We start from the raw sequence: 22,016 nt of genomic DNA on the forward strand, positions 1-22,016 counted from the left end.
AAAAAGGAGGAACGTAATGGAACCGATCCTGGTAAAAGATATTCGTGAGGTGCTAGAAGGAGAGTTGTGGAGCGGAACGGAAGACGGATATGTGAAACAGGCGATTGTGTACAACCGCCATACGCTGGAGACAGCCCATACGCTTATTTTTTTAAACAAAAAAGAGCCGATGGATTGGGAGCAGGTGGAACCTATGACGCCGTGTGTAATCGTCACTGACAAGCCGGTGTCAGAGATTGAGCATTTGTTCAATAAAACAACCGTGATTCGCGTGAAAAGTGTGCTTCAGTCTTACTGGACCTTTATCGATTATTACCGGTCTCTTTTCACGATACCAGTTGCGGCGATTACAGGAACGTGCGGGAAAACAACCGTAAAAGAAATGATGAAGCATCTCTTGAGTGAAACGTATAACGTTCAAGCGTCGGAAAGCAGCAAAAATGAACCGAGACGTTCTTTTCACTACTTGCTGGGTATTAATCGTCAGACCGATATGGCTGTTTTTGAAACAGGACTAGGGAATACAGGGAATATTAAGCATCAATGCCTCGTGTATCAGCCGACTATTGGAATGATTACGATGATTGGTGCTCACCATCTTGACGGCTGTAAGACATTAGAAGGGTATATTGAAGCAAAAGGTGAAATGCTTGAAGGGGTGTCAGAAAACGGGACACTCCTCATCAATGCTGATGATGAAAACAGCAAAAAACTGCCGCTCCATTCCTTTAAAGGGACGCTGCTTTCATTCGGTGTTACGAGCCCGTCAGACTATCAGGCATCCCACATCCGCTACGCAAAAGAAGGCATGGCGTTTGATCTGCTGCACAACGGAAGGACGTATGCGGCACAGGTGCCCGGATACGGCGAGCATCAAGTGTACAACGCCCTTGCGGCGGTTGCAGCCGTTCACTTAATGGGCATGGAGATAGAAGCGGCGATCAAAAGGTTGGCCGGCTTTCAAAATATGGAGCGGCATCTTGAAGTATCCCCTGGAATGAACGGCAGTACCATCATCGACGATACGTGGACGATCAACCCGACCTCCATTGAAGCGGCACTGAAGGTGGTCGATGAGCTTGGAAAAGAAAAGAAAACCATTGTCCTTCTCGGAGATATAAACCGGCTCGGTGACTATGAAAAAGAGTATCACCAGAAAGCCGGAAGCATGGTCGCGGAACGTTCTTTTCATACGCTAATCACAATAGGCGAAAAAGCAAAGGAAATCGGGCTGCAGGCGAAGCGGGATGACTTTAAGGGGCACATTTATTCATTTCCGACAGTAGAAGGGGTAATGGATGTGTTGAAGAAAACGGTAGATGATCAAACGCTGCTTCTTATTAAGGGGCCGATGAAAAGCCGTTCCATGATTGCCCTGGCACAGGAATTAAAAATGCTTTAGCACCAGGCAGTTCGTTGTATGGAATTGAAGGAAATGCATATAGATGAAAAGAATGGGAAACCCGGCAACAACTACTAAGGGTTTCCCATTCTTTTGGGTGCTAAAATAGACGGTGTTCGTCGGAATAAAAAAACACGCAGGAGGATGTATGAAAAAACAAATAATGACAACCGCTCTCGCTTCAATGGTTGCTTTGTCAAGCGTAGCCGTAACGAGTTTCGAGCAGCCACAAGTACACGCAGCCACAGTGTCACAAAACAATCAAGCAGCGGTCGAAGCAAAAGCGAATGAACTAATCAAGACAGCAAAGGGAATAATGGGAAAGGCAACATACAGCACGGCTGTTTATAAAAAAACGGCCCCATATCAATTTTCTTGTGCGACCTTTTTAAACTTTATTTTTGAGAAGCACGGTGTGGATCTTGCGACTTATAATGAAAATTACATGATGCAGCAGGGGACAGCTGTTTCCAAAGCCAACCTTCAAAAAGGAGATCTTGTTTTCTTTGACAGCAACCGCCGTGACCGTGAACCAGCCGATCATGTAGGGATGTACATAGGCAACAATCAAATCATTCATATGGCCGACGCCAAACAAAACATTATCGTCTCTGATTTGAATGGAAAGGCTTATTACCGCGACAACTATACCGGCGCGAGACGCGTGCTGCCATCGTTAATGTCCGGAAGTCCAGCTACAGCAGGGGATAAGGTAGTGGCTTCCTCATACAGCCTTATGAAAAGCACGCAAGCCGCCTCTGTGACGAATGCAGGGTTTGTTCAGCAGGCGTTTAAACGAAATGGCATTCAGCTGGGTGGATCTCTTCAGGAGCAGATGAAAAAAGGGACATTTATTCCAAAAAGTCAGCTGAAAAAAGGCGACATTGTCTTTTTTAACGGTACAACAGGATCAAGCAAACCCGCCATGGCGGCCATTTACGCAGGCGATCACCGGATCATCATGAAAACCTCCTCGGGCGTGGTCTCACGAGTACTGTTTGTCGACTGGTACGAGCAGCATTATTTAACGGCCCGGCGTGTCTTAAAAAGCCAGTAAGAAAGAAGAAGCACTCTCCCTTTTTGGGGGAGTGCTCATCGTGTTGAAAAACAAAATGGTCAAGAGAAACCAGATGTTTTTTCTAGATTGGTATCTTTTTTCTTAGCAAAAAACAGGCTATTTTTCTAGAAAAGAACATTCAGGGGCTCCGGGCTGCCGGCTCCGCTTTTCTGCGAAGCAGGCGGTGAGCTAGTCTTTGTCGCTGGTGCGCCAAAGCCGGATCTCACCTGCCCGCCAGTTTCGCGGAAGTCTACGCCGGCATCCCTCCGCCCGTAGTGGTTTTAAAGGAACGGAGTGAATGACTGACGGCTATTCTTGAAAACGTTTGGCATCAAGAAGGAAGCCTGCTTTTCCTACATGGTGAAAAGCAGAGGGGGCTCGTCTCTTTCTTTCCAATCAGAACGATTCCCTTTTTTGGTTTTACACTCTGATTTTCCTCCCCACAAAGGGCGGTTGGCGCAGGACGAAGACTCGGGAGGGATCAAGCGGGTCAGGTGAGATCCACTTTTGGAGCGTAGCGACAAAAGTTAGCTCACCGCCCGCCCCTCCGAACGCGAAGTCCTGCAGAAGCCGCCCGGACTATGTTAGCGCAAGCACAGGGGCTTTGAAAAACAGAAAGTGTCACTTGCTTTTCATTGACACCTTCTGTTTTCAACAACGTGAGCACTCTCCCTTTTTGAGGGAGTGCTTTTTTTATTATGAAAAATATCCTTTTTTCAGCACAACTGAAGGGCGAAAGACCATGCCAAATCCAATGTCGGTCATACCCTATAGAGAAACGGGAATGTCGTTTTTAAATAGGAGGATGCGGTGCGTGAAAACGATTATATTTATCGGGGTTAATAAATCGGGATCCAGCAGAGAAGCGGTGAGGGCCGCAGAAGCACTAGGCTACTTTACAGTTGTGTTGACCGATCGGGAACGGCAGTTAGAACAGCGGGAGGAATACCCGGACGTTCATCAGCTTTTATTAATGAATCTAAACGATGTATCAGAATTAAGAAACCACATAAAATCGCTTCAGCATAAAGGGCATGACATCGTTGCGATCGCGAGCTTTGTCGATCAGCACGTTCATACAGCATCCGTATTAGCTGATGAATTTTGCCGAAATTGCTTTGTAACCGATGCGATTTTTGTTATGGAAAACAAAGAGGAAACGAGACAGTTTTTTTCAGATCATCCTTTTACGCCCGTGTTTTTTCTTGTGGATCAGGACAAATCACTTTCATCCGCTGCTTTCCCTGAACGGTTAACGTATCCAGTTATGGTGAAGTGCCCGAAGTCGACAGGCTCCAAGGACGTGATTTGGGCAGGGAACGAGGATGAACTAAAGAAAAATGCAGAAAAGCTGCTCGACAAATACCCGGAAGACACGCTGATTGTCGAGGAATACGTGGAAGGGGATCAGTATTTAGTTGAAGTGCTGGTTCATCATGGAAATGTGATGATTGCGGCGGTCATTGAGCAAGAAATCACAAAGGGAAAACGGTTTATTGTGACAGGCTACGGCGTGCTGGCTGAGGTGCCGGACGAGATTGAAGAGGCCATTCGGGAAATGATTCAATCCATCATTACCTCCTTGCACATAGAGAATGGTGCCTTTCACCTCGAAGTAAGACATACGAAAAACGGGTGGAAGCTGATTGAAGTAAACCCTCGTATTTCAGGCGGTGCCATGAATAAAATGATTCAGGCCGCTTTCGGCTACAGTCTGGTCGAGGAAACGCTGAAGATGATGACAGGAGAGGTCCCGACACTTGAGAAAAAAACGAATCACTTTGTGTTTACGCAGCATGTCATCGTCGGACAAAAGGGCGTACTCGAGCGAGTAACAGGAAAGAAAAGAGCGCTGAAAAGCCCGGGGGTAGTGGACGTATACGTAAAGCCGAAAAAAGGAACTCTTCTGATTCCGCCGCTGTCGATGGGACACCGGTATGCGTACGTCATTGCGAGAGGAAAGACGATGGAGGAAGCGAAGGCACAGGCTAAAGCAGCCGCCAAAGAAATACAGTTTTATTTGAAAGTAGATGAATAAAACGGAGATGAGAGAAGTTGAACAACAAAAAGCCGAACGATTCTGCTGAAAAGCGGCAGTCGTTGGGCTTTTTGATTTAGCTTCACGATGATTTAATTTCGCCGTCAATATCAGGTTCAGCGCCGGTAAAATAAAAATAGCGCCGATATTCATCGGCTAACGCTGATATCTCATGATACCGGCGTTAGACCACTTGATATCAGCGATCCATGACATATATCAGCGCTAAAGTATGTTATCTATATGTGGTGTCTAAAAAACGAACCGTATCAAACATATTTGTTTTGCTGGCGCCCTTCACAAGAATGGTGTCTCCTTCCTTTAGAATTTTCTGCAAGTATTCATGCATCTCGTTCTTATCCAAAAAGTGTTTAAAAGCGTCTTCCGGGAATGAAGCGTCGATCGCTCCGATCCCGATGGCATCTGCCCGGTAGCCGTACGTGATGATCCGGTCAATTTTTTGTGCGGCAAGGTATTCACCCATTTTTCGGTATTGTTCGTCCCGCAGCTCACCAAGCTCCCGCATTTGACCCAGCACGGCAATGGTTCTCGCCGGGGCGATATTCTTCAGCACGTCAATCGCTGCCATAACAGCCTGAGGATGAGAATGAACGGTATCATCAATCATCGTCATGGAGGAACGCAGCCGGTATATCGTCATGCGGCGTGGAGGCTTTCGAAACAGGAGCCCTGATTTGATTTCAAGCGGCGCAAAGCCTAAATAATCCGCAACTGCGATGGCATGCAGTGCATTGTACACGTGGTGCTCACCGAAAATCGGAATAAAAAAGGTATGTTCTTCTTGATGAAGAATCATTTTAAAGATCATCCCGCTTTCGGCATATGAGACGTCATACGCTTGATAGTCCGCTTCTTTTTCAATGCCGGTTGTGATGATTTTCCCTTGAAACTCATCTGTTTCCAAATAAGCGGAATTGTCATCGTCAGCATTTAAAAACAGCACACCGTCCTGCTTCATACCATGAATTAATTCTGATTTTGCCTGGGCAATTTTTTTAACATCGCCGTCGAAATTGCCGATGTGCGCCATGCCGATATTGGTGACGATGCTCATGTTTGGCTGGATAATGCCGCAGTGCTCCGTAATCACACCGGGGTACGCCATTCCGTACTCGAGGACAACAGCTTCATGGGCAGAATCGATTTCGTCTGCGTGTTTTTTCGTATGCTCGGTCGTGTTCCAATAATCCTTGGATTCAAACACGTTCCACCTCGTTTGAAGAATGGAGGAAACAAAGGCTTTTGTCGTTGTTTTCCCGGCGCTTCCTGTAATGGCGATGACCGGAATCTTTTTTGTATCCAGCTCTTTTTTCTTCAGCTTTTGAATGTCTGCCCGTATTTTCTCCTGGTGGTGAGCGGTATAGATCGCATAACGGATCGTGTTTTTCACGACATCGAGCTCCAAATAAAAAGCAGGCGGGCAGCCGGGGCGCCAGTTCACTTCATAAATCCAAATTTTATGATCCGGGTCTAATCCGACATCCACGCCGATTTCATCAATCACTTCCTGGTACTCACGCATTTGCAGTTCATCTAAATGGCGGGCGAGAGATAAAGAAAAATGCTCCAGCATCCGCTTCACATTAAACGCATCTTCTTTGCTGAACTCTTGCGCCAGGAATGGATCAAGGTAGTTCGTGTAACCGCCATTATTAATATTCGTAATAATGGTGCCCTCTGGTGCGACGCGGGGATAAATCGTGGTGATCACCCATTTTCCTTCCCCATTCTTCTGCACGTGAAGCCTGAAGTCGTAAGCACGGCCAGCCCTGGTTTTGCTGCATATGTAGGGCTGAATAATAAAAGTGCCCGACTTCAAAAGCGGCTCAAAGAAATGAGATAGCTGTTCAGGCGTGTACGTTGTATTTTTTGAATCCTTGTTTACTGTATAAAGGCTGTCACTTTTTTGAACAAAGTAGATTCCCTGTCCTTTCCGCCCGTCAATCGGCTTAATAATGACGTCACAAAACGCATTCATGAAATGATGAATGTCGTCCGGTCCTTTGATTGTTTTTGTTGGAATCAAGTAGCTGGCGAACTCTTTTCCTTCCTTTAGCCGTTCGGCCACATTCCATTTGTTTCCGATGGAGTGAGTGGTAAAAGGAATTGTTTCTTTCAGCTTTTGAATGACGCTCTTCGCCTTTGCCAGCTTTTCCGGGCTGCCGGCATTGTAGATCACATCCGGGAAGGGGACTGTTTTTTCAATCCACGCCCCATTTTCATACGCGTAGCCTTCAATTCTCTTCACAGCGAGATTCACGCCGCCCGGAGAAAAATAAATAAAATCCGCTCCTTCAGCTTTTGCCACAATGGCATAAGCATAAGACTTAATGACCGTCTCAGGATTTTTTCGGTGATGGAGCATGCCGATAAGCGTCAAAAGAATTCCCCTTTCTTTACATAACATCCTCTATTAGTAGATGCGGTGGAAAGAAATTGTGTGAGAACGGATTAAAAAAGAAATGGGCTTTTCACCTTTTCCCCAGTCTTAAAATACGCTATGAATGAATCACTTTTTTGGAGGAGGATGAGGATGCGCCGTAAAAATGGAATGCTGTTCTTTTTGGCGGTTTTAAAGGAGCAGCAGGACCAGTTAAAAGGGCTGAAAACGGATATATGCAGCTCGCTGCTGGCAAAGCTGCTGGATGCAGACACCATTCCGGTGATGATTCAAATAGGAAGTGACTATTTTGAAGCTTCCGGAACGTCAAATGGCTGTCCATTCACGACGAAATGCTTTCGGATAGAAGCAATCAACAAAGAAAAAAGAACCGTCACGCTTTCTTTATTGAAGCCGCTCGATGTATGCGGCGATGTGACCGCTTGCTTCTGTGATCTGTACCGCTTAGAAAAAACGAAAACATGTGTGATGATCTGTATCGATCGAATTAGCGGCATTCAATGTGTGGAGATGGAGCGGATGATAAACAAGATCGTAGTCGAGCCGAAATGGTAACGTGCTGCTTTTCATGTATAAGCTGTTTTTCAACCACGGGTACTCTTTAAAAAACAGTTAATTTGGATAAGAATGGCTCTTTAAACAGGCGCTTTTTTTTCAGGTTTGCTACACTAGTAGCAACAAGAAGGGGAAGAAGGAATGGGAATGAATCGTGTGTGGTCGTTGTTAATGCCGTACCGCGTTCAAATGGCACTCGCCTGGGGGCTGATGCTGCTGGAGCTTGCGGTCGAGCTTGCACTGCCAATTTTAATGGCAAAAATGATCGATGATGGCATTGTGGCGGGCAGTATGGATGCCATCTTATATTGGGGAAGCATCATGATTGGCTTGTCGCTTTTTTCATTCGCAGCGGGCATTACCAACTCGTTTATCGCTGCACGGATTGGCCAAAATTACGGCTTCGACATCCGGAGGGCGTTAATTGAAAAGGTGCAGTCCTTTTCATTTGGCCAGTACGGGCACTTTGATACATCCACGCTTATTACGCGCATGACGAATGACGTTACGCAGCTGCAAAACGCCGTTTTTATGAGCCTCAGGATTATGCTCCGCGCTCCGCTCATGATTATCTTCGGTACTGCGATGGCGCTGTTTGTGCACGTTAAGCTGTCGCTCATTTTGGTCATTACGGTGCCGATCATGACGTTTTTTATGCTGTTTATGATGAGAAAAGGCGCAGGCATGTTTCGTCGTGTGCAGCTGAAGCTGGATCAGGTCAACAGCGTGATGCGGGAAAACTTAACGGGCATCCGGCTCATTAAGGCCTTTGTCCGCAGCGGTCATGAAACCTCCCGTTTTGAAAAGGCAGGAAAAGCGCTGATGAATCAAACCATCAGTGTGATCCGGACGTTTGAAAGCATTGTCCCGATTTTATTGCTGGTAATGAATGGCGGCCTTATTTTTATTTTATGGTTTGGCTTTGCGGAAATGCAAAACGGCACGGCGACAACCGGTGAAATTGTGGCGATTATCAACTATGCCGCGCGGATCATTATTTCGCTGTCGATTTTCACCTTTATTACGATTGCCTTTGCACGAGGGAAAGCGTCGGCTGTGCGTATTAATGAAGTGCTGGCGGTTGAACCGGAACAGCTGAAAAAGGTGTCGAAAACATATCCGCCTGAAGGGGAGATTGTATTCGAGGATGTCACCTTTACGTATCCGGGCGGGAATGTTCCAGTGCTTCACTCTCTTTCCATGAGTGTGGAGCGGGGCAGTATGGCCGCGATTCTAGGAGAAACGGGATCGGGCAAAACCGCTCTTCTTTCATTGATTCCACGGCTGTATGAACCGAACGATGGCCGCATAACGATTGGCGGCCAGGATATGAGTGAAATGGACATCCATTTTCTGCGCAGTCAGATTGGCTTTGTCCCGCAGGAATCGCATTTATTTACCGGCTCCATCATTGAAAACATTCGCTGGGGCAAAAAGGGCGCAACAGAAGAAGAAGTGATGGAAGCGGCTCGGAAAGCTCAGATTCACGATACGATTGCGGGTTTACCGGACGGCTACAACACGGTGATCGGCCAAAAAGGCGTGACGCTCTCAGGCGGGCAGAAGCAGCGGATTTCCATTGCGCGGGCACTGATTCGAAAGCCTGATATTTTACTGTTGGACGACAGTACAAGTGCGCTTGATGTGAAAACAGAAGCAGCCCTTATACAAGCAGTCACGGCAGAACAATGCACCATCCTGATCGTCACACAAAAAATTTCGACGGCGGAGCAGGCAGACTGCATTTTTATGATGGAGGAAGGAAAAGTTGCTGCAGCCGGTACACATGAAAAGCTGGCAAGGCAAAATCGCTTGTATCAAAAGCTGATGGAATCACAGGGCAGAAGGAGCGGAGCATATGAAGCATCCGGGCAGTGACACAGAGACAAAGCCGAAAATTAACCATATGGCGACTACGCTGAAGCGGATTGGCCGCCATTTGATGAAGCGAAAAGGGAAACTGTTTCTGACCATGGCCATGGTCGCGCTCAGCTCGATTCTGGCGCTGGCGGGTCCTTTTTTAATCGGTGTGGCGATTGACGAGTATATTGCGACAGGGGACGAGCAGGGGCTGATCGGGCTTTTAATTGGACTTGCTTTCGTATACGCCGGCTATTCGCTCGTTTCTTTTTTGCAAAACTATTGGATGGCGGATGTGGCGCAGAAAACGGTGTACGAATTGCGGGATGATTTGTTTCGTCATTTCCACAGGCTGCCGATTTCCTTTTTTGATAAGCGCCGCCACGGTGACCTGATGAGCCGGGTAACAAATGATATCGATAACATCAGCAGTACGCTGAACAGCTCGATTATTCAGGTGACATCCGGCTTGCTGACACTGATCGGGTCTATTGTCGTTATGCTGTATTTAAGTCCGGTTTTAACCGTTGTGACGCTGCTGATTATTCCGCTTATGTTCGTCGGTATGAAATGGATTACCAACCGGACCGGTCCGAAGTTTAAAGAGCAGCAGCGCCATTTAGGCGATTTAAATGGGTTTATCGAAGAAGCCATTTCCAGCCGGCATATTGTGAAAATGTTCTCACGTGAGGATGAAATGATTGGGGAATTTATGGAGAAAAACGAGCGGCTGCGTGAAGCAGGTTATTTAGCCCAGGCCTATTCCGGCTTTATTCCGAAGCTGATGAACCTGCTGAATAATGCAGGGTTTGCAGTGATCGCACTGGCCGGCGGGGTTCTGGCATTGAACGGCCAGGCATCGGTCGGAACGATTGTGATTTTCACCGAATACGCTCGTCAGTTTACACGTCCGCTCAACGATCTCGCCAATCAGTACAATACGATGCTTTCAGCTGTCGCCGGCGCAGAGCGGGTGTTTGACATTATGGATACTGAGGAAGCGGTAGACGGCAAGAAGGGAAAGAGCCATTTATTATCGGGACAGGTTGTGTTTGATCACGTCACGTTTTCTTATAAAAAAGAGGAAGAAACACTCTCCAATGTTTCCTTTCGTGCAGAACCGGGACAAACCATCGCGTTGATTGGACCGACTGGATCAGGCAAAACGACCATCATGAATCTGCTTGCCCGCTTTTACGAGCCGGACAGCGGCGCCATTTTGTTTGACGGTGTGAACAGCGGGGACATTGCAGGGGACGTCCTGCGCGGGCAAATGGGCTTTGTTCTGCAGGACACGGTTCTTTTTGAAGATACGGTCATGGAAAACATCCGCTACGGCCGGCTGGATGCCACCGATGAAGAAGTCGTGGAGGCCGCAAGAAGCGCCAATGCGCACTCGTTTATTATGCGGATGCCGGATGGCTATCAGTCAAAGCTGAGCCAGGATGGTTCCGGCATCAGCCAGGGCCAGCGGCAGCTTCTCGCGATTGCTAGAGCCATTTTGGCAGACCCGGCGATGCTTATATTAGATGAAGCGACAAGCAGCATTGATACGATTACGGAGCTTCATATTCAGGAAGCACTCGGCCGGCTGATGGAAGGGCGGACGAGCTTTGTAATTGCCCACAGACTGAATACCATTCGACGGGCAGACCTAGTGATTCGGCTGCGTAATGGGAAAATTGACGCGATCGGAACGTATGAAGATGTTGTGGCAGACGGGCATTCATCATCCGGATGATAAACCGGGAAGCTAGCTTGCAACGAGTTGAGCATATGTCCTGAGTACCGGGATGAACCGTTTATCAATCAGTAAGAGAGAGCTATCGCCGGTATATTTTGTTTAACGCCGATATGAGGCAGGCTAACGCCGGTATTATCGAGATATCGGCGTTAGTAGGGTGGATTCCGGCGTTACGGCCAATATATCAGCGTTAGCGATCGCTCCAATGAATATGTTCACATAAAAAAAGCCAACCGTAAACGGTCGGCTTTTCATCTTATTACAGCTCCAGTGTTTGCGGGGGCTGTCCTTTTTTGTTCATTAAACGGATTTGATCCGGATCGATTTTCAAAATGAGCAGCTTCGGATCTTCAGGACCGTCAAACCATGGCTCTAGATGGTCATTCCATACTTTTTCCCGCATGCTTTCATCGTCGTGCTCACTTACTTTTCCTTCGATTTCTACGTATGTGTCGCCGACGCCTTCTCCTTCATAGCCGAGCAAAATATGTGTATATGGGTTTTGCTCAATGTCCTCAGTTTTGTGCGTATCCTTGCTTGTTACTGTATACAATGTTAAATCGTCATTGAAAAACGTCATGTAGCGTGAACGAGGCTTGTTGTCGTTAATGGTCGCCATCGTTCCGACATGGCTTTCTTTTAAAATGGATAAAACCTGCTCTTTTACTGTACTCAATATCATCACTCCTTAATATATACTGTACTATTCCACTTGCGTGCTTTTTTAAACAAAAAAAGAACACTCAAAAAGAGTGTCCTTATTCAGACTGAGATTTCACTAAAATCTTCACCTGGTTTTTTTCTTTCATGAGTGCTTCGAAGCCTTCTGTTACAACGTCATCAAGCGCAATCCGTTTGGTGACGAGCTTGTCCGCTTTGAAATAGCCCTGTTGCATTAACTCCATCACGGCCGGGAAAATGTCGCGGTAGGCGATAATGCCTTTCACGGTCCGTTCCTGCAGCACGATGTTGTTCGGCTGAATAGATGCTTCAGACTCCCAGATGGAAACGATGACCGTTTCTCCTTCAAAAGAAGTGGAATCGATCGTTTGCTGAAGCACAGCCGGCACACCGGTTACTTCAAACGCCACATCCACACCGCCATCTGTTAACTCACGCAGCCGCTCGACCACATTTTCTTCTTTCGGGTTGATCACTTCCCGCGCACCGAGCTCCTTCGCTTTTGCCGCCCGCTCAGCGGACAGCTCCACCGCATAGATCTCAGAAGCACCGGCTGCCCGGAGCGCTTCGATTACGAGAAGGCCAATCGGTCCAGCGCCAAAAACGGCCGCTTTGTCGCCTGCTTTTAACTTGCTCAGCCGGACGGCATGAAGGGCAACCGCTGCCGGCTCCACGAGGGCCCCCTGCTCATAAGACAGTCCTTCAGGCATCTTATGTACCATATGCTCGTCCACCATTGTATATTCCGCAAATCCGCCGCCACCGCCTGATAAGCCGTGGAAGCCTAGATGCTCGCATAAATTGTATTTTCCTTTTTTACAGGCCGGGCATTCACCGCATGACAAAATCGGTTCAACCACAACCGGATCACCGACTTGAACCTTAGTCACGCCTTCGCCAACCTCTGCTACCTGACCGGAGAATTCGTGGCCCATTACAATCGGTGCTTTGTCCTTGCTTACATAGTGGGGCTCATCGACCGGTACAAAAATTGGGCCTGCCGCATATTCATGCAAATCACTGCCGCAAATACCAGTCCATTCTACTTTGATTTTCACTTTTCCAGGCGCGATGACCGGCTCGTCAATCGTTTCCACCCGGATATCCTTCGCTTCGTACCATCGTGCAGCTTTCATAAAAAAACCTCCCGAAATAGTAGTCGCTTACTTCTTCATTTTACCATATGGCTTGCGGGAGAGCCTATTTTGGTGTGTGGCAAATGAGCAGTTAATGAGGGAAAAGAAAATCATAAATGTTTTTCCCGATCAGCGAAACGGTGACGAGGATAAACAGAGCTCTCACATATGAAGTGCCCTTTCGGATCGCAAACCGCGAACCGGCTAACGCTCCGAGAATCATGGCGCTGCCCATCACAAGACCGTATGGCACATAAACCATGTCCATGTATAAAAAAAGAAGCAGGGCGGCAATGTTGCTGCCGAAATTCAGCAGCTTGGCATTGCCGGCCGACTGCATAAAATCAAAGCCGATTAACAAAAAAGCAAACAGCATAAACGAGCCGGTACCGGCGCCGAGAAAGCCGTCATAAAAGCCGATGATGAAAATCGCCGCTACAAACAGCACCGCTTTTTTTGTCTCCATTTTTCTATACGTTGACACCGTCCCCCAGTTTTTCTTGAAAACAGTGAAGAGGGCGACAAGGATCAGCAAAAAGAGAATCAGCGGCTTCAGCACATCCGAAGAAATGAACTGGACTGTTGTGGCGCCAATGAATGAACCAATGAGTGCGAGAGGAAACAGCTTGCCGGTCAGGCGGAAATCTACTTTTCCTGCACGAATAAAAGCGATCGTGCTTGTGAGTGCGCCCATCGTGCTGGCTAATTTATTGGTGGCCACCGCTGCGGCTGGCGGCAGCCCTGTGGCCAAAAGCGCCGGGATCGAAATCAATCCGCCGCCGCCCACGACAGCGTCAATAAACGCGGCTAAAAACCCGAAGAAAAACAAAGTAAGAATCGTCATTTCATCCACATTAATCGTCATCCTTATATTAGTTACTACTTAAATAGTAACTAATATAGTTTTAAATGTAAACATGCTATGATGGAAAGAAAAAGAGTATGGAGGATGGGATGGAAGCTCTTATTGAACAAATGCAGTCAATCGGCTTTAATCAATATGAATCCAAAGCTTATGTGGCGCTTGTAAAGCTCGGGAAATCAACAGCTTATCAAATCAGCAAGGAATCAGGCATTCCGAGAGCGCGCGTGTATGATGTGCTCAAGCGTCTGGCGGAGCAGGGGATCGCCATTCAGGAAGAAATGAATGAAGCCACTTTTTACTCCCCGCTGCCGGTCGACGTTTTTTTAGCGTCAATTCAATCAAAGTGGAAGGCGACCTTTTCCACGATCCATGAATCATTGAAGCAGGTAGAGGCGGTTCAGCCAGCGCCGGATAATCGGGTCGTCTCTGTTCAAGGGAAGGATGCGATTCTGGCGTATTGCGAAACGCTTCTGGAAAAAGCCGAACGAAAGGTAATTGTTTCTTTGTGGAGCGGTATGTATGAAATGCTGGAGCCGCTCTTGAAAGAAGCCGCGCATCGTTGTAAGATGAAAGGTATTGTTTTTCAGGTGGAGGAACCGATACAAGGACTGGATCTTCACCGGGAAACGAGCTTTGTCGAAGGAATCGGCGAGAAAAAATGGTTTATTTTATCGGTCGATGGCCGGGAAATGCTGTACGGTCCTTCGGTGGAGCAGCGGGATATCGCTTTTCACACCGATGATCCGGTGCACTTTTACTTGTTGGAGAATTACGTTTGGCACGATATTTTAGTCAATCGTCTTGTGAAAGAAAAACAAATGGAACAATGGATTTCCGCTGAGCGGGATGAATTTTTCGAATAGAAAAGGGAGATGTAATTGTGGCAAAGATTCAAGCTCCGGTTCAAAGAGGGCAGGTCGTTCATGTGACAGCCGCCGATTTAACCCACGAAGGAAAGGGTGTCGCGAAAGTAGACGGCTACCCATTATTTATTGAAGGCATGCTGCCGGATGAAGCAGGAGAAGTAGAAGTAACAAAACTAAACAAGGGCTACGGCTTTGCGCAGCTGAAAAAGCTGGAACAAGCGTCGCCGGAGCGGGTCGATCCGCCTTGTCCTGTTTACGATGAATGCGGCGGCTGCCAGGTTCAGCATTTATCATACAACGGACAAATGGACATGAAATACAACCAGGTGCGCGGCGTAATCGACCGGATTGCCAAGCTTCCGGATGTGCCTGTGCATCCGGTGCTCGGCATGGACGAGCCGTGGCGCTACCGGAATAAAGCCCAGGTGCCGGTCGGTCTGTCAGGCGGCCGGATCGTTGCCGGCTTTTATAAAAAGCGGTCGCACGACATTATCGACATGACCGAGTGCTTGATTCAGCATGAAGAAAGCGACGCGATCATTCAGCGTGTAAAGGATGTGTGTGCCGCAAATGGCGTCATGCCGTATGACGAGCAGCGCCATAAAGGTGTTCTGCGCCACGTGATGGCACGGATCGGCTACCAGACCGGTGAAAAAATGGCTGTGCTCATTACACGCACGAGCGAGCTGCCAAACGCAAAAGAGATCATCGACGGCATACGCGCAGCAGTGCCGGGCATCACCTCCATTGTGCAAAATGTGAATCCGGACAAAACAAACGTCATCTTCGGACCTACCACGAAAACACTGTATGGAGAAGACGTCATTTATGACACCATTGGCGGCGTGAAATTCGCCATCTCCGCCCGGTCGTTTTATCAGGTGAATCCGGTCCAGACCGAGGTGCTTTACAACAAGGCGCTTCAATATGCCGGGCTGACAGGGGAAGAAACGGTTATTGATGCGTACTGTGGCATTGGCACTATTTCCTTGTTTCTGGCGCAAAAGGCCAAGCAAGTATACGGTGTGGAAATTGTTCCGCAGGCAATTGAAGACGCCCGGCAGAACGCCGAGCTGAACGGCATCACCAATGCGTATTTTGAAGCGGGCAAGGCAGAAGAAGTGATTCCAAACTGGTACAAGCAGGGCATTAAGCCGGACGTCATCGTCGTCGATCCGCCGCGCAAAGGCTGCGATGAAGCACTGCTCGCGACTATTTTAAAAATGAAGCCGAAAAAAGTCGTGTATGTATCATGCAACCCGGGGACGCTTGCCCGTGATTTGCGGATATTAGAGGACGGAGGCTACCGAACTCGAGAGGTGCAGCCGGTTGATATGTTCCCGCAGACAGTTCATGTAGAGGCAGTGGCGGTTTTAGAGTTGATGTAGCAACGTTTTGAAGCAGGGAAGGGGTCATTTGACCACATTTTGACCACATTCCCTGCATTTTATTAAATTTTAGAGATGTAATCCTCGAAGAGCTGAGTTGATTTTTCTTTCATGTTATTTGTGACATGAGCGTAAACATTTCCGGTCGTTTGAATATTTCCATGGCCAAGTCGATCTTGCACATCTTTTAAGGACATGCCAGATTCTAAACATAAGGTGGCATGTGTATGCCGCAGATCGTGAAAACGAATTTTAGGCACACCAGCTTCTTTTATAATCTGATTGAACATGTGCGTCATGGTCCTCGGATAAATTGGCTTTCCTGTCTCTGTCGTAAACACCAGGTCATGATCAACGAAAATTTTTCGGTGTATCATTTTCAATTCGTTTTGCTGACCTTTCCATCTTTTCAGATCAGTAAGAAGAGAGTCGCCCACTTTTATCTTACGTACAGAACTCTTCGTCTTTGGCTTACTGAATCGAAAACCCTCTTTATCATAAACCAATGATCTTTCAATATTAATTTCCGCATTTTCGAAATCCACATCAGACCACTTCAGTGCTAATACTTCACCGCGGCGGACACCGGTTTTAAATGCCGTACTTACCACCGTGTACATACGTAAATTCGAAAGCAGGGCTGTATTCAAAAAATGTTGTGCTTCTTCTCGGGTCCAAGTGGGAAAGGATACTTGCCGCGGGCGCGGCCTTTCCACGTCGTTCAATGGATTCACTTCAATGACACCCCATTTTCTTGCAGCTTCAAAGGCCCCATATAAAACAGTAGAAATATACTCAATATAGCGAGGGGACAAATCCTCACTGTTTAAATTATTAATGAAGTTTTGCAGAAAAATAGTGTTAAGTGCAGCGACTCGTACATCTCCCATGACAGGAATGACTCTTCGTTGCATAGTATTGATGTAGCTCTTTAAAGTCGTTTCCTTTAAGCGGTGCTTCATAACCAAATCAAACCATTGGATAAGCAATTGCCTTACGGTCATATCCTGCATATCTGATCCGACGCCACGCTTATCTTGCTTAATCATCTCCTCAATGGCTTCGTCCACTTTAGCCTGCGCTTCTTTCTTAGTAAGAGCCCGACGCGTTACCTGGCGACGTTTACCCGTGATCGGATCGCGGGGCCCTTCAGAAGTACATTTCCATGCATATCCTTGCTTATTTTTCGCATCGACCTTTTTCAAATAGCTCATGATATATTTCCCCCCTTTGATATATTATGGTTCGAGAAAATATAATTTCGTTGGTAACAAAAAAGTAGGAAAACACGATCCTTTGGTAAAACTCCTCACTGAAAATCATCCATCTTGTAATCGGACCATTTCCGCGGAATGTTTTCCCCTTCGATTTCGTAATGCATCTCTCCATCAATTTCATACATCTTTGAAATAATCGGGATTCTTACCAACTCATGCTTCCATGGTTCTTTTCGGGCCTGCCGTAAAAACTTCTCATCTCTTTTTCTTTCAAATTCTGATTGCATGTACAAACACCCTTTCTCGGAATATATGTTCTGATTGATTATATAAAAAAAAACCTGTCTCAAAAAGGGACAGGTTGGTGAGAAATTAAAACTTCTTACGGTAAGAGAGTTATACCATTGTTAGTTCGGGATATTCATCATATGTTTGTTCATCTAATTCCCTGCCAAATCGATGCTTTTGGACACCACCCCATTGCTTAAAGAAAAAAGCTACAAGTTGTTCCTGGCATTGATCCCGTATTGAACGTACCCAATCAGCTTCCATAGGTCGAGCACCGGGGCCTGATTCACCACCAACAATTACCCAATGGATTTTCGAAAGCTCAAGATCTAATGGTCCGAGTAATGGTTCGCAAGATAGAAAACGAATTTCAGCAGGTACTTGCTTTAAGTATTCCATCCGCTCGATTACACGTTGGTTTTCAATACTTGTACCCATCCAAATATTTGGCGTGAAATTCAAGTAAGGTGAGAGTTCAGCGGCTCGCTCAGGTCGTTTAGTTAGTACTTGATAAGAGTGTTGCGGTGTTTCATTCATCGTTTGGAATACTTGCTGAATAAAGTTCAACGGTACATCTTTATGAAAAAGGTCGGACATAGAATTCACGAAAATCTTTCGAGGTTTTGTCCATTTCCTAGGTGTATCGATTAAATCCGGATGCAATGTAACGTTAAATCCATTCTCATATCTGGGATTTCCCATTGCAGTAAGTCTCTTTGCCATACGTTCTGCATAACAATGTTTACAACCTTCTGACACTTTAGTACAACCTGTTACTGGGTTCCAAGTGGCTTCGGTCCATTCTATACTACTATTTCCAGCCATCTTTATCCCCTCCTATAACATGAGTATACTCCAAGGATTCTTGTTTTACCAGTAAAAAAGAACGTTAGTTCTTACTTGAAGTCCATGGAACAACTTTCAGGATAGGAATTTTTTTTACCGCGTCCACGGAAGTTTTCAATAATTGATTCTGCTTCAAGTAATTTTAAAGCAGGCTTCAAAAAATTCGGAAGTGGATAGATTGACTTGATAATAGTGAAGTTTTTAATCGTTTCCATCGTGACATTTTTTTCACCAGTGAAACGCTCAGCAATTTGCTCTGATAGAATTTTTATATGATTTTGCTTATCGTGTTTTAAAATTTCTTCAAAATCTAATTGTGCAAGCTGCTTTCTGTCATCATATAGGTACGTACCAGTTCCATCATGTTTCCACATTACTTCTTTTATTAATGATAGACCGTTAATATTTTGAGTCATGTGAAACAAAATCATTTTTGTACGTCCGTTCTTTTTTAATTCAAAGTTACGCACATAAAAAGCATTTGTTTCTTCTAAAATATTTTTTGTATATGTTTCAACGATCACTTGTTTCCGCTCGAGGGGGCTTTTACCATCTATGCTTTTAATCAATGCTTCCAAATTAATAAGTCCTAGATTATCACTGATCTGACGTTGTATTTTAGGATTTGGATGTCTTATAAATCTATTCGTTTCCTCATAAATGAAGTTCAACATCAACTCAGAATTTCTATTTCTTAAAAATGTTTTGAATAATGTGAAAGGAGTAGTGCTGAAGCCAAAGGGATCTACAAAACAAAAACTCGGAATAAGGCTAGATCCATTTTCAATATCAGCTAAAAGATCAGTCATGAAATCCTCGAAGGTGGCATTTATTAATTTAATCAGAATAGAAGAGTATTCTTCACAAACAAAGTGTTCTCCATCAGGTGTATCGAAGCCTAAAGAGGAAACATTTTGTTTTAGCTTTGAAAAATTATCAGAATCGTACTCATTCAAATAAATAAAGATTTTCGGAGCATCCCATCCTTTATCCAAAGCTTGATCATAAAAATCCATTGCATTTTTTATCAATATTAACGGTGAACCAGGGGAGCCATTTTCCTCGTATCTTCCTGTACCAGAAAATCCATCAATAACTAAACATTTTTTTGAGCCATACGGGTTCAGGATGATTTTTCTCATCCAAGGAATTGTATATTGTTCCAGTATAGAGAGCTTTACACCTGAATGATCTTGAAGAGTGTCGAAAAATTCCATAATGCCACCTCGTCATTGTGATTATTATTTTTATGTCTAGATTGTCGTGATTTCTGAGAGCCTTTGTTCTGAAACTTTTATTCTATCATTCGTTAAATCATTCATTATTCTCATTTTACTTTTGAGTTAAGAAAGAAACTTCTTCTACGCATCGCATTTAATCCTCACAACCCCATATCAGCCAGGACTTTATCCATTTGTTCTTCGTCTGCTCCGTTAATTCTCGCAAGCATAGTCATCGCCGTCTCGATCATGCTTGGAAGCATAAGCGGGGTGTCCAGCAGGTACGCCATCCGGATAGACCGCTCTTAAAGCTGTGCAGTTTTGAAAAGATTCCACTTGTGCAACAGGTTCCTCGACCACTGGTTCAGGCTCAGGAGCTGGCTCCGGTTCAGGTTCAGCAACAACTACAGGTTCCGGCTCTGGCTCGGGTTCATAAGCAGCTGCGTCGTAGCCGTCTTCAGTTGCGTAATTCTCAACTTCCCAAATACCAATTCCTTGTTCTTTGGCAGTTGCCTGCGCAGTTTCAAGCTCGTCCAGATACTCTGTATTCGGTGGATAAACAGCAACACGAGCAAGACCTTTTTCAATCAATGTCTTGTTGAACATTTTGTCGCCAACATAAATGTAAGCGAGAAGGCGCCCATAACGATCGCGTTCTTCAACACCGGGCTCAATCTGAATTTCCTTACCAGAAAGCTGTTCCGTCGTAAAAGCAGAAGCTTCATCACCGAGGGGCTGCTTACCAAGCTGCGGGTGCTTCGTTTCCGGCGTATCGACTAAGATAAGACGGACAGATTCTTCTTTGCCGTTCAGATCCACTTTGATTGTGTCGCCGTCTGTAACTGAGAGGACTTTAGCGGAGACCAATTTGCTCGTTTCTTCAGCAACAGAAGCTTCTTCTTTAACTATTTCCTTTTCCGTCTCTAAAGCAGCAGCCTCTTTATCAGCTAATTCCTGCTCTTTTTCTGCCAGCTCTTTTTCTTTTTCCTCAAGGGCAGCAGCTTTCTTTTCTGATTCAGCATCACGCTCTTCAATCTTTTCATTTTTGGCTTCCTGTACTTGTTGCATTGTTTCTGAAGCAGGTTGGAAAAAGATCATGGCTAAAATGAAGGAAATAATAGGACCTAACAATACAAAAAGAAATGGCTTTTTAACAGCGGTAACAGGTCTTCTCCAAGCGAAGAGCCCAACTAATACAACCAAAACTCCTACTAAGGCCCATGGCGTGATTACGCATAGGATCAATGCGAAGAATAAAGCTATGGCGGCAATAATTATTTTGATAATTTTCATTTGTATTCATCCTTTTAAATAGAATTAGAAAACATTTTTAATATTTGTTGATATTCTTCATTATTGCAGCGGAAGTAAGCGGTGTAAGTGATATTTAAATCGTCTTCTATTTGCATAGTCAAAATAGAATCGTCCCGCCGGCGACCGCCAATAGCAGCACCAGCTACGGTACCAACACCCGGGGCAAGAACAGTACCAACTATAGTGCCAACAGCAGCTTTACCACCACTTCGCTTGGTTTTTTCACCCCAGTCTACTCCTTTCACTCGGAAAAGGATGGAATCGATGCGAAGCTTACCGGTTTCATTGCCAGGAAGTATGCGTACATCTTTTCCTGCCTTGATTTTGGGGTAACCGCTGATGTGTTGAATTTTCACACCAATTATATTCAAGTTTTCCATTTGATTTTGCTCTTGTTTTTCTTGTAAGCTATTTAACTTTGTTTCTAATTTGCTTAATTTTTCATCTCGACGATCTGCACGCTCTCGCTTTTTCTTCTCTTTTTGATAACGTTTTTCGCTTTTTTCTATTTCTTTTGCAGATTTCTCATCAGAGCTCTTTTTGAAGAACATGAAATTCACTCCTTTATTGTAGGTAGCAAACATTTTACGCAAATTGTACCAGTCGATAGATAAAAATAATACACGCCGCAGCGCGTTGTCATTTTGCTAGTAATCTTGCTCTTGTTTCGATCTGCTGAATTCTTTCACTGGCTAACTGAACGCTGACATCAAATAGGTCAGCAATGTGTTCGCTTAGGTTCACTTGGTCAAAATTAATGTATCTCAAATGGTGATGAGGGATGGCAGCATACCGAACAAAATTGCGCGCATCCCATTCCTGCAAATCCCGGAACGCTGCTGGCATTCTTCCTTGGCGTCCGGCATGACGCAGGATATGGCATAGCTCATGAAAAAACATTTCCTTTTGTTCTTGAATTGACGCTCGCGAATCAACTGTTATGCCTTGATAACGGCCGATCACTTGAAAGGAAGAAGGGAGCGGCTTTCTATGAATAAAAATGTACAGCTTCTGCGCGATCTCATCTTCTTTTATTTGTTTGGGGTGCATGATGTGAAGCCTTTTGTAAAAGTTTGTTACCCAGTCTTCAAGTGTTGTTGTGTGATAATCTCTCATG

19 protein-coding genes are annotated in these 22,016 nt (G+C 45.5%); 8 read left to right on the plus strand and 11 right to left on the minus strand.

The genetic code is table 11. The annotated features are described in order from the left end of the window. Positions 1-16: 16 nt before the first annotated feature. From BW952_RS09885 to BW952_RS09895, 3 genes are all read left to right on the plus strand, one after another. A complete protein-coding gene (locus BW952_RS09885; protein WP_045852627.1) occupies positions 17-1,402 on the plus strand; it encodes a UDP-N-acetylmuramoyl-tripeptide--D-alanyl-D-alanine ligase in 1,386 nt (461 codons plus the stop codon). Positions 1,403-1,550: 148 nt separating this feature from the next. After that, entirely contained in the window at positions 1,551-2,459 is a 909-nt protein-coding gene (locus BW952_RS09890; protein ID WP_052698569.1) for a C40 family peptidase, read from the plus strand. 805 nt (positions 2,460-3,264) lie between these two features. Beyond that, positions 3,265-4,497 (plus strand): ATP-grasp domain-containing protein, encoded by a 1,233-nt coding sequence (locus BW952_RS09895; RefSeq protein WP_045850084.1) that lies wholly within the window; start codon positions 3,265-3,267, stop codon positions 4,495-4,497. A gap of 235 nt (positions 4,498-4,732) precedes the next feature. On the opposite strand, the gene BW952_RS09900 is transcribed toward BW952_RS09895, so the two are convergent. Continuing rightward, positions 4,733-6,898: a YheC/YheD family protein gene (locus BW952_RS09900; RefSeq protein WP_076496275.1), complete on the minus strand. Its 2,166-nt coding sequence runs from the start codon at positions 6,896-6,898 to the stop codon at positions 4,733-4,735. A 153-nt stretch (positions 6,899-7,051) separates the two neighbouring features. On the opposite strand from BW952_RS09900, the gene BW952_RS09905 reads away from it, so the two are divergent. From BW952_RS09905 to BW952_RS09915, 3 genes are all read left to right on the plus strand, one after another. After that, positions 7,052-7,474, plus strand: coding sequence for a hypothetical protein (locus BW952_RS09905; RefSeq protein ID WP_045850083.1), 423 nt, complete (start codon positions 7,052-7,054; stop codon positions 7,472-7,474). A 147-nt stretch (positions 7,475-7,621) separates the two neighbouring features. After that, complete coding sequence (locus tag BW952_RS09910) at positions 7,622-9,352, plus strand: ABC transporter ATP-binding protein (RefSeq protein ID WP_045850085.1); 1,731 nt, start codon at positions 7,622-7,624, stop codon at positions 9,350-9,352. Continuing rightward, positions 9,333-11,075 carry an ABC transporter ATP-binding protein gene (locus tag BW952_RS09915; protein ID WP_045850082.1) on the plus strand — a complete coding sequence of 581 codons (1,743 nt, stop codon included), beginning with the start codon at positions 9,333-9,335 and terminating at the stop codon, positions 11,073-11,075. The genes BW952_RS09910 and BW952_RS09915 overlap by 20 nt, the downstream gene beginning before the upstream one ends. 262 nt (positions 11,076-11,337) lie before the next feature. On the opposite strand, the gene BW952_RS09920 is transcribed toward BW952_RS09915, so the two are convergent. From BW952_RS09920 to BW952_RS09930, 3 genes are all read right to left on the minus strand, one after another. Then, a complete protein-coding gene (locus tag BW952_RS09920) occupies positions 11,338-11,760 on the minus strand; it encodes a pyridoxamine 5'-phosphate oxidase family protein (protein ID WP_045850081.1) in 423 nt (140 codons plus the stop codon). Positions 11,761-11,836: 76 nt separating this feature from the next. Beyond that, positions 11,837-12,895 carry a 2,3-butanediol dehydrogenase gene (locus BW952_RS09925; RefSeq protein WP_045850080.1) on the minus strand — a complete coding sequence of 353 codons (1,059 nt, stop codon included), beginning with the start codon at positions 12,893-12,895 and terminating at the stop codon, positions 11,837-11,839. Between the two features lie 91 nt (positions 12,896-12,986). Then, the gene (locus BW952_RS09930; RefSeq protein WP_414735788.1) at positions 12,987-13,739 is read right to left on the minus strand and encodes a TSUP family transporter; all 753 of its coding nucleotides are present in this window, start codon (positions 13,737-13,739) and stop codon (positions 12,987-12,989) included. A 110-nt stretch (positions 13,740-13,849) separates the two neighbouring features. Here BW952_RS09930 and BW952_RS09935 point away from each other — a divergent pair, with 110 nt between their 5' ends. After that, a complete protein-coding gene (locus BW952_RS09935; RefSeq protein ID WP_045850078.1) occupies positions 13,850-14,623 on the plus strand; it encodes a TrmB family transcriptional regulator in 774 nt (257 codons plus the stop codon). A 17-nt stretch (positions 14,624-14,640) separates the two neighbouring features. Beyond that, a complete protein-coding gene (rlmD, locus tag BW952_RS09940; RefSeq protein ID WP_076496276.1) occupies positions 14,641-16,014 on the plus strand; it encodes a 23S rRNA (uracil(1939)-C(5))-methyltransferase RlmD in 1,374 nt (457 codons plus the stop codon). Between the two features lie 62 nt (positions 16,015-16,076). On the opposite strand, the gene BW952_RS09945 is transcribed toward rlmD, so the two are convergent. The 7 genes from BW952_RS09945 to BW952_RS09975 all read right to left on the minus strand — a co-directional run bounded on the left by BW952_RS09945 (position 16,077) and on the right by BW952_RS09975 (position 22,015). Then, complete coding sequence (locus tag BW952_RS09945) at positions 16,077-17,228, minus strand: tyrosine-type recombinase/integrase (protein WP_045850557.1); 1,152 nt, start codon at positions 17,226-17,228, stop codon at positions 16,077-16,079. Between the two features lie 95 nt (positions 17,229-17,323). Further along, complete coding sequence (locus BW952_RS09950; RefSeq protein WP_045850556.1) at positions 17,324-17,518, minus strand: hypothetical protein; 195 nt, start codon at positions 17,516-17,518, stop codon at positions 17,324-17,326. Between the two features lie 109 nt (positions 17,519-17,627). Next, positions 17,628-18,344, minus strand: a complete 717-nt coding sequence (locus BW952_RS09955; protein WP_045850555.1) for a DUF5131 family protein — start codon at positions 18,342-18,344, stop codon at positions 17,628-17,630. A gap of 71 nt (positions 18,345-18,415) precedes the next feature. Then, entirely contained in the window at positions 18,416-19,582 is a 1,167-nt protein-coding gene (tcmP, locus tag BW952_RS09960) for a three-Cys-motif partner protein TcmP (RefSeq protein ID WP_045850554.1), read from the minus strand. Positions 19,583-19,798: 216 nt separating this feature from the next. Further along, positions 19,799-20,878 (minus strand): thermonuclease family protein, encoded by a 1,080-nt coding sequence (locus tag BW952_RS19565; RefSeq protein WP_052698417.1) that lies wholly within the window; start codon positions 20,876-20,878, stop codon positions 19,799-19,801. A 14-nt stretch (positions 20,879-20,892) separates the two neighbouring features. Continuing rightward, on the minus strand, positions 20,893-21,450 hold the full coding sequence (locus BW952_RS09970; protein ID WP_045850553.1) for a glycine zipper family protein: 558 nt from the start codon (positions 21,448-21,450) through the stop codon (positions 20,893-20,895). Positions 21,451-21,538: 88 nt separating this feature from the next. Next, on the minus strand, positions 21,539-22,015 hold the full coding sequence (locus tag BW952_RS09975; protein ID WP_045850552.1) for an ImmA/IrrE family metallo-endopeptidase: 477 nt from the start codon (positions 22,013-22,015) through the stop codon (positions 21,539-21,541). Between the last annotated feature and the right edge of the window lies 1 nt (position 22,016).

It is taken from the genome of Domibacillus enclensis (genome assembly GCF_900156125.1).
Lineage (GTDB): Bacteria > Bacillota > Bacilli > Bacillales > Domibacillaceae > Domibacillus > Domibacillus enclensis.

Coding starts and splice junctions, on each gene's coding strand:
- BW952_RS09885 (WP_045852627.1), top strand. CDS start 17: ATGGAACCGATCCTGGTAAAAGATATTCGTGAGGTGCTAGAAGGAGAG.
- BW952_RS09890 (WP_052698569.1), top strand. CDS start 1,551: ATGAAAAAACAAATAATGACAACCGCTCTCGCTTCAATGGTTGCTTTG.
- BW952_RS09895 (WP_045850084.1), top strand. CDS start 3,265: ATGCGGTGCGTGAAAACGATTATATTTATCGGGGTTAATAAATCGGGA.
- BW952_RS09905 (WP_045850083.1), top strand. CDS start 7,052: ATGCGCCGTAAAAATGGAATGCTGTTCTTTTTGGCGGTTTTAAAGGAG.
- BW952_RS09910 (WP_045850085.1), top strand. CDS start 7,622: ATGAATCGTGTGTGGTCGTTGTTAATGCCGTACCGCGTTCAAATGGCA.
- BW952_RS09915 (WP_045850082.1), top strand. CDS start 9,333: ATGAAGCATCCGGGCAGTGACACAGAGACAAAGCCGAAAATTAACCAT.
- BW952_RS09920 (WP_045850081.1), bottom strand. CDS start 11,760: ATGATATTGAGTACAGTAAAAGAGCAGGTTTTATCCATTTTAAAAGAA.
- BW952_RS09925 (WP_045850080.1), bottom strand. CDS start 12,895: ATGAAAGCTGCACGATGGTACGAAGCGAAGGATATCCGGGTGGAAACG.
- BW952_RS09930 (WP_414735788.1), bottom strand. CDS start 13,739: ATGACGATTCTTACTTTGTTTTTCTTCGGGTTTTTAGCCGCGTTTATT.
- BW952_RS09935 (WP_045850078.1), top strand. CDS start 13,850: ATGGAAGCTCTTATTGAACAAATGCAGTCAATCGGCTTTAATCAATAT.
- BW952_RS09945 (WP_045850557.1), bottom strand. CDS start 17,228: ATGAGCTATTTGAAAAAGGTCGATGCGAAAAATAAGCAAGGATATGCA.
- BW952_RS09950 (WP_045850556.1), bottom strand. CDS start 17,518: ATGCAATCAGAATTTGAAAGAAAAAGAGATGAGAAGTTTTTACGGCAG.
- BW952_RS09955 (WP_045850555.1), bottom strand. CDS start 18,344: ATGGCTGGAAATAGTAGTATAGAATGGACCGAAGCCACTTGGAACCCA.
- tcmP (WP_045850554.1), bottom strand. CDS start 19,582: ATGGAATTTTTCGACACTCTTCAAGATCATTCAGGTGTAAAGCTCTCT.
- BW952_RS19565 (WP_052698417.1), bottom strand. CDS start 20,878: ATGAAAATTATCAAAATAATTATTGCCGCCATAGCTTTATTCTTCGCA.
- BW952_RS09970 (WP_045850553.1), bottom strand. CDS start 21,450: ATGTTCTTCAAAAAGAGCTCTGATGAGAAATCTGCAAAAGAAATAGAA.
- BW952_RS09975 (WP_045850552.1), bottom strand. CDS start 22,015: ATGAGAGATTATCACACAACAACACTTGAAGACTGGGTAACAAACTTT.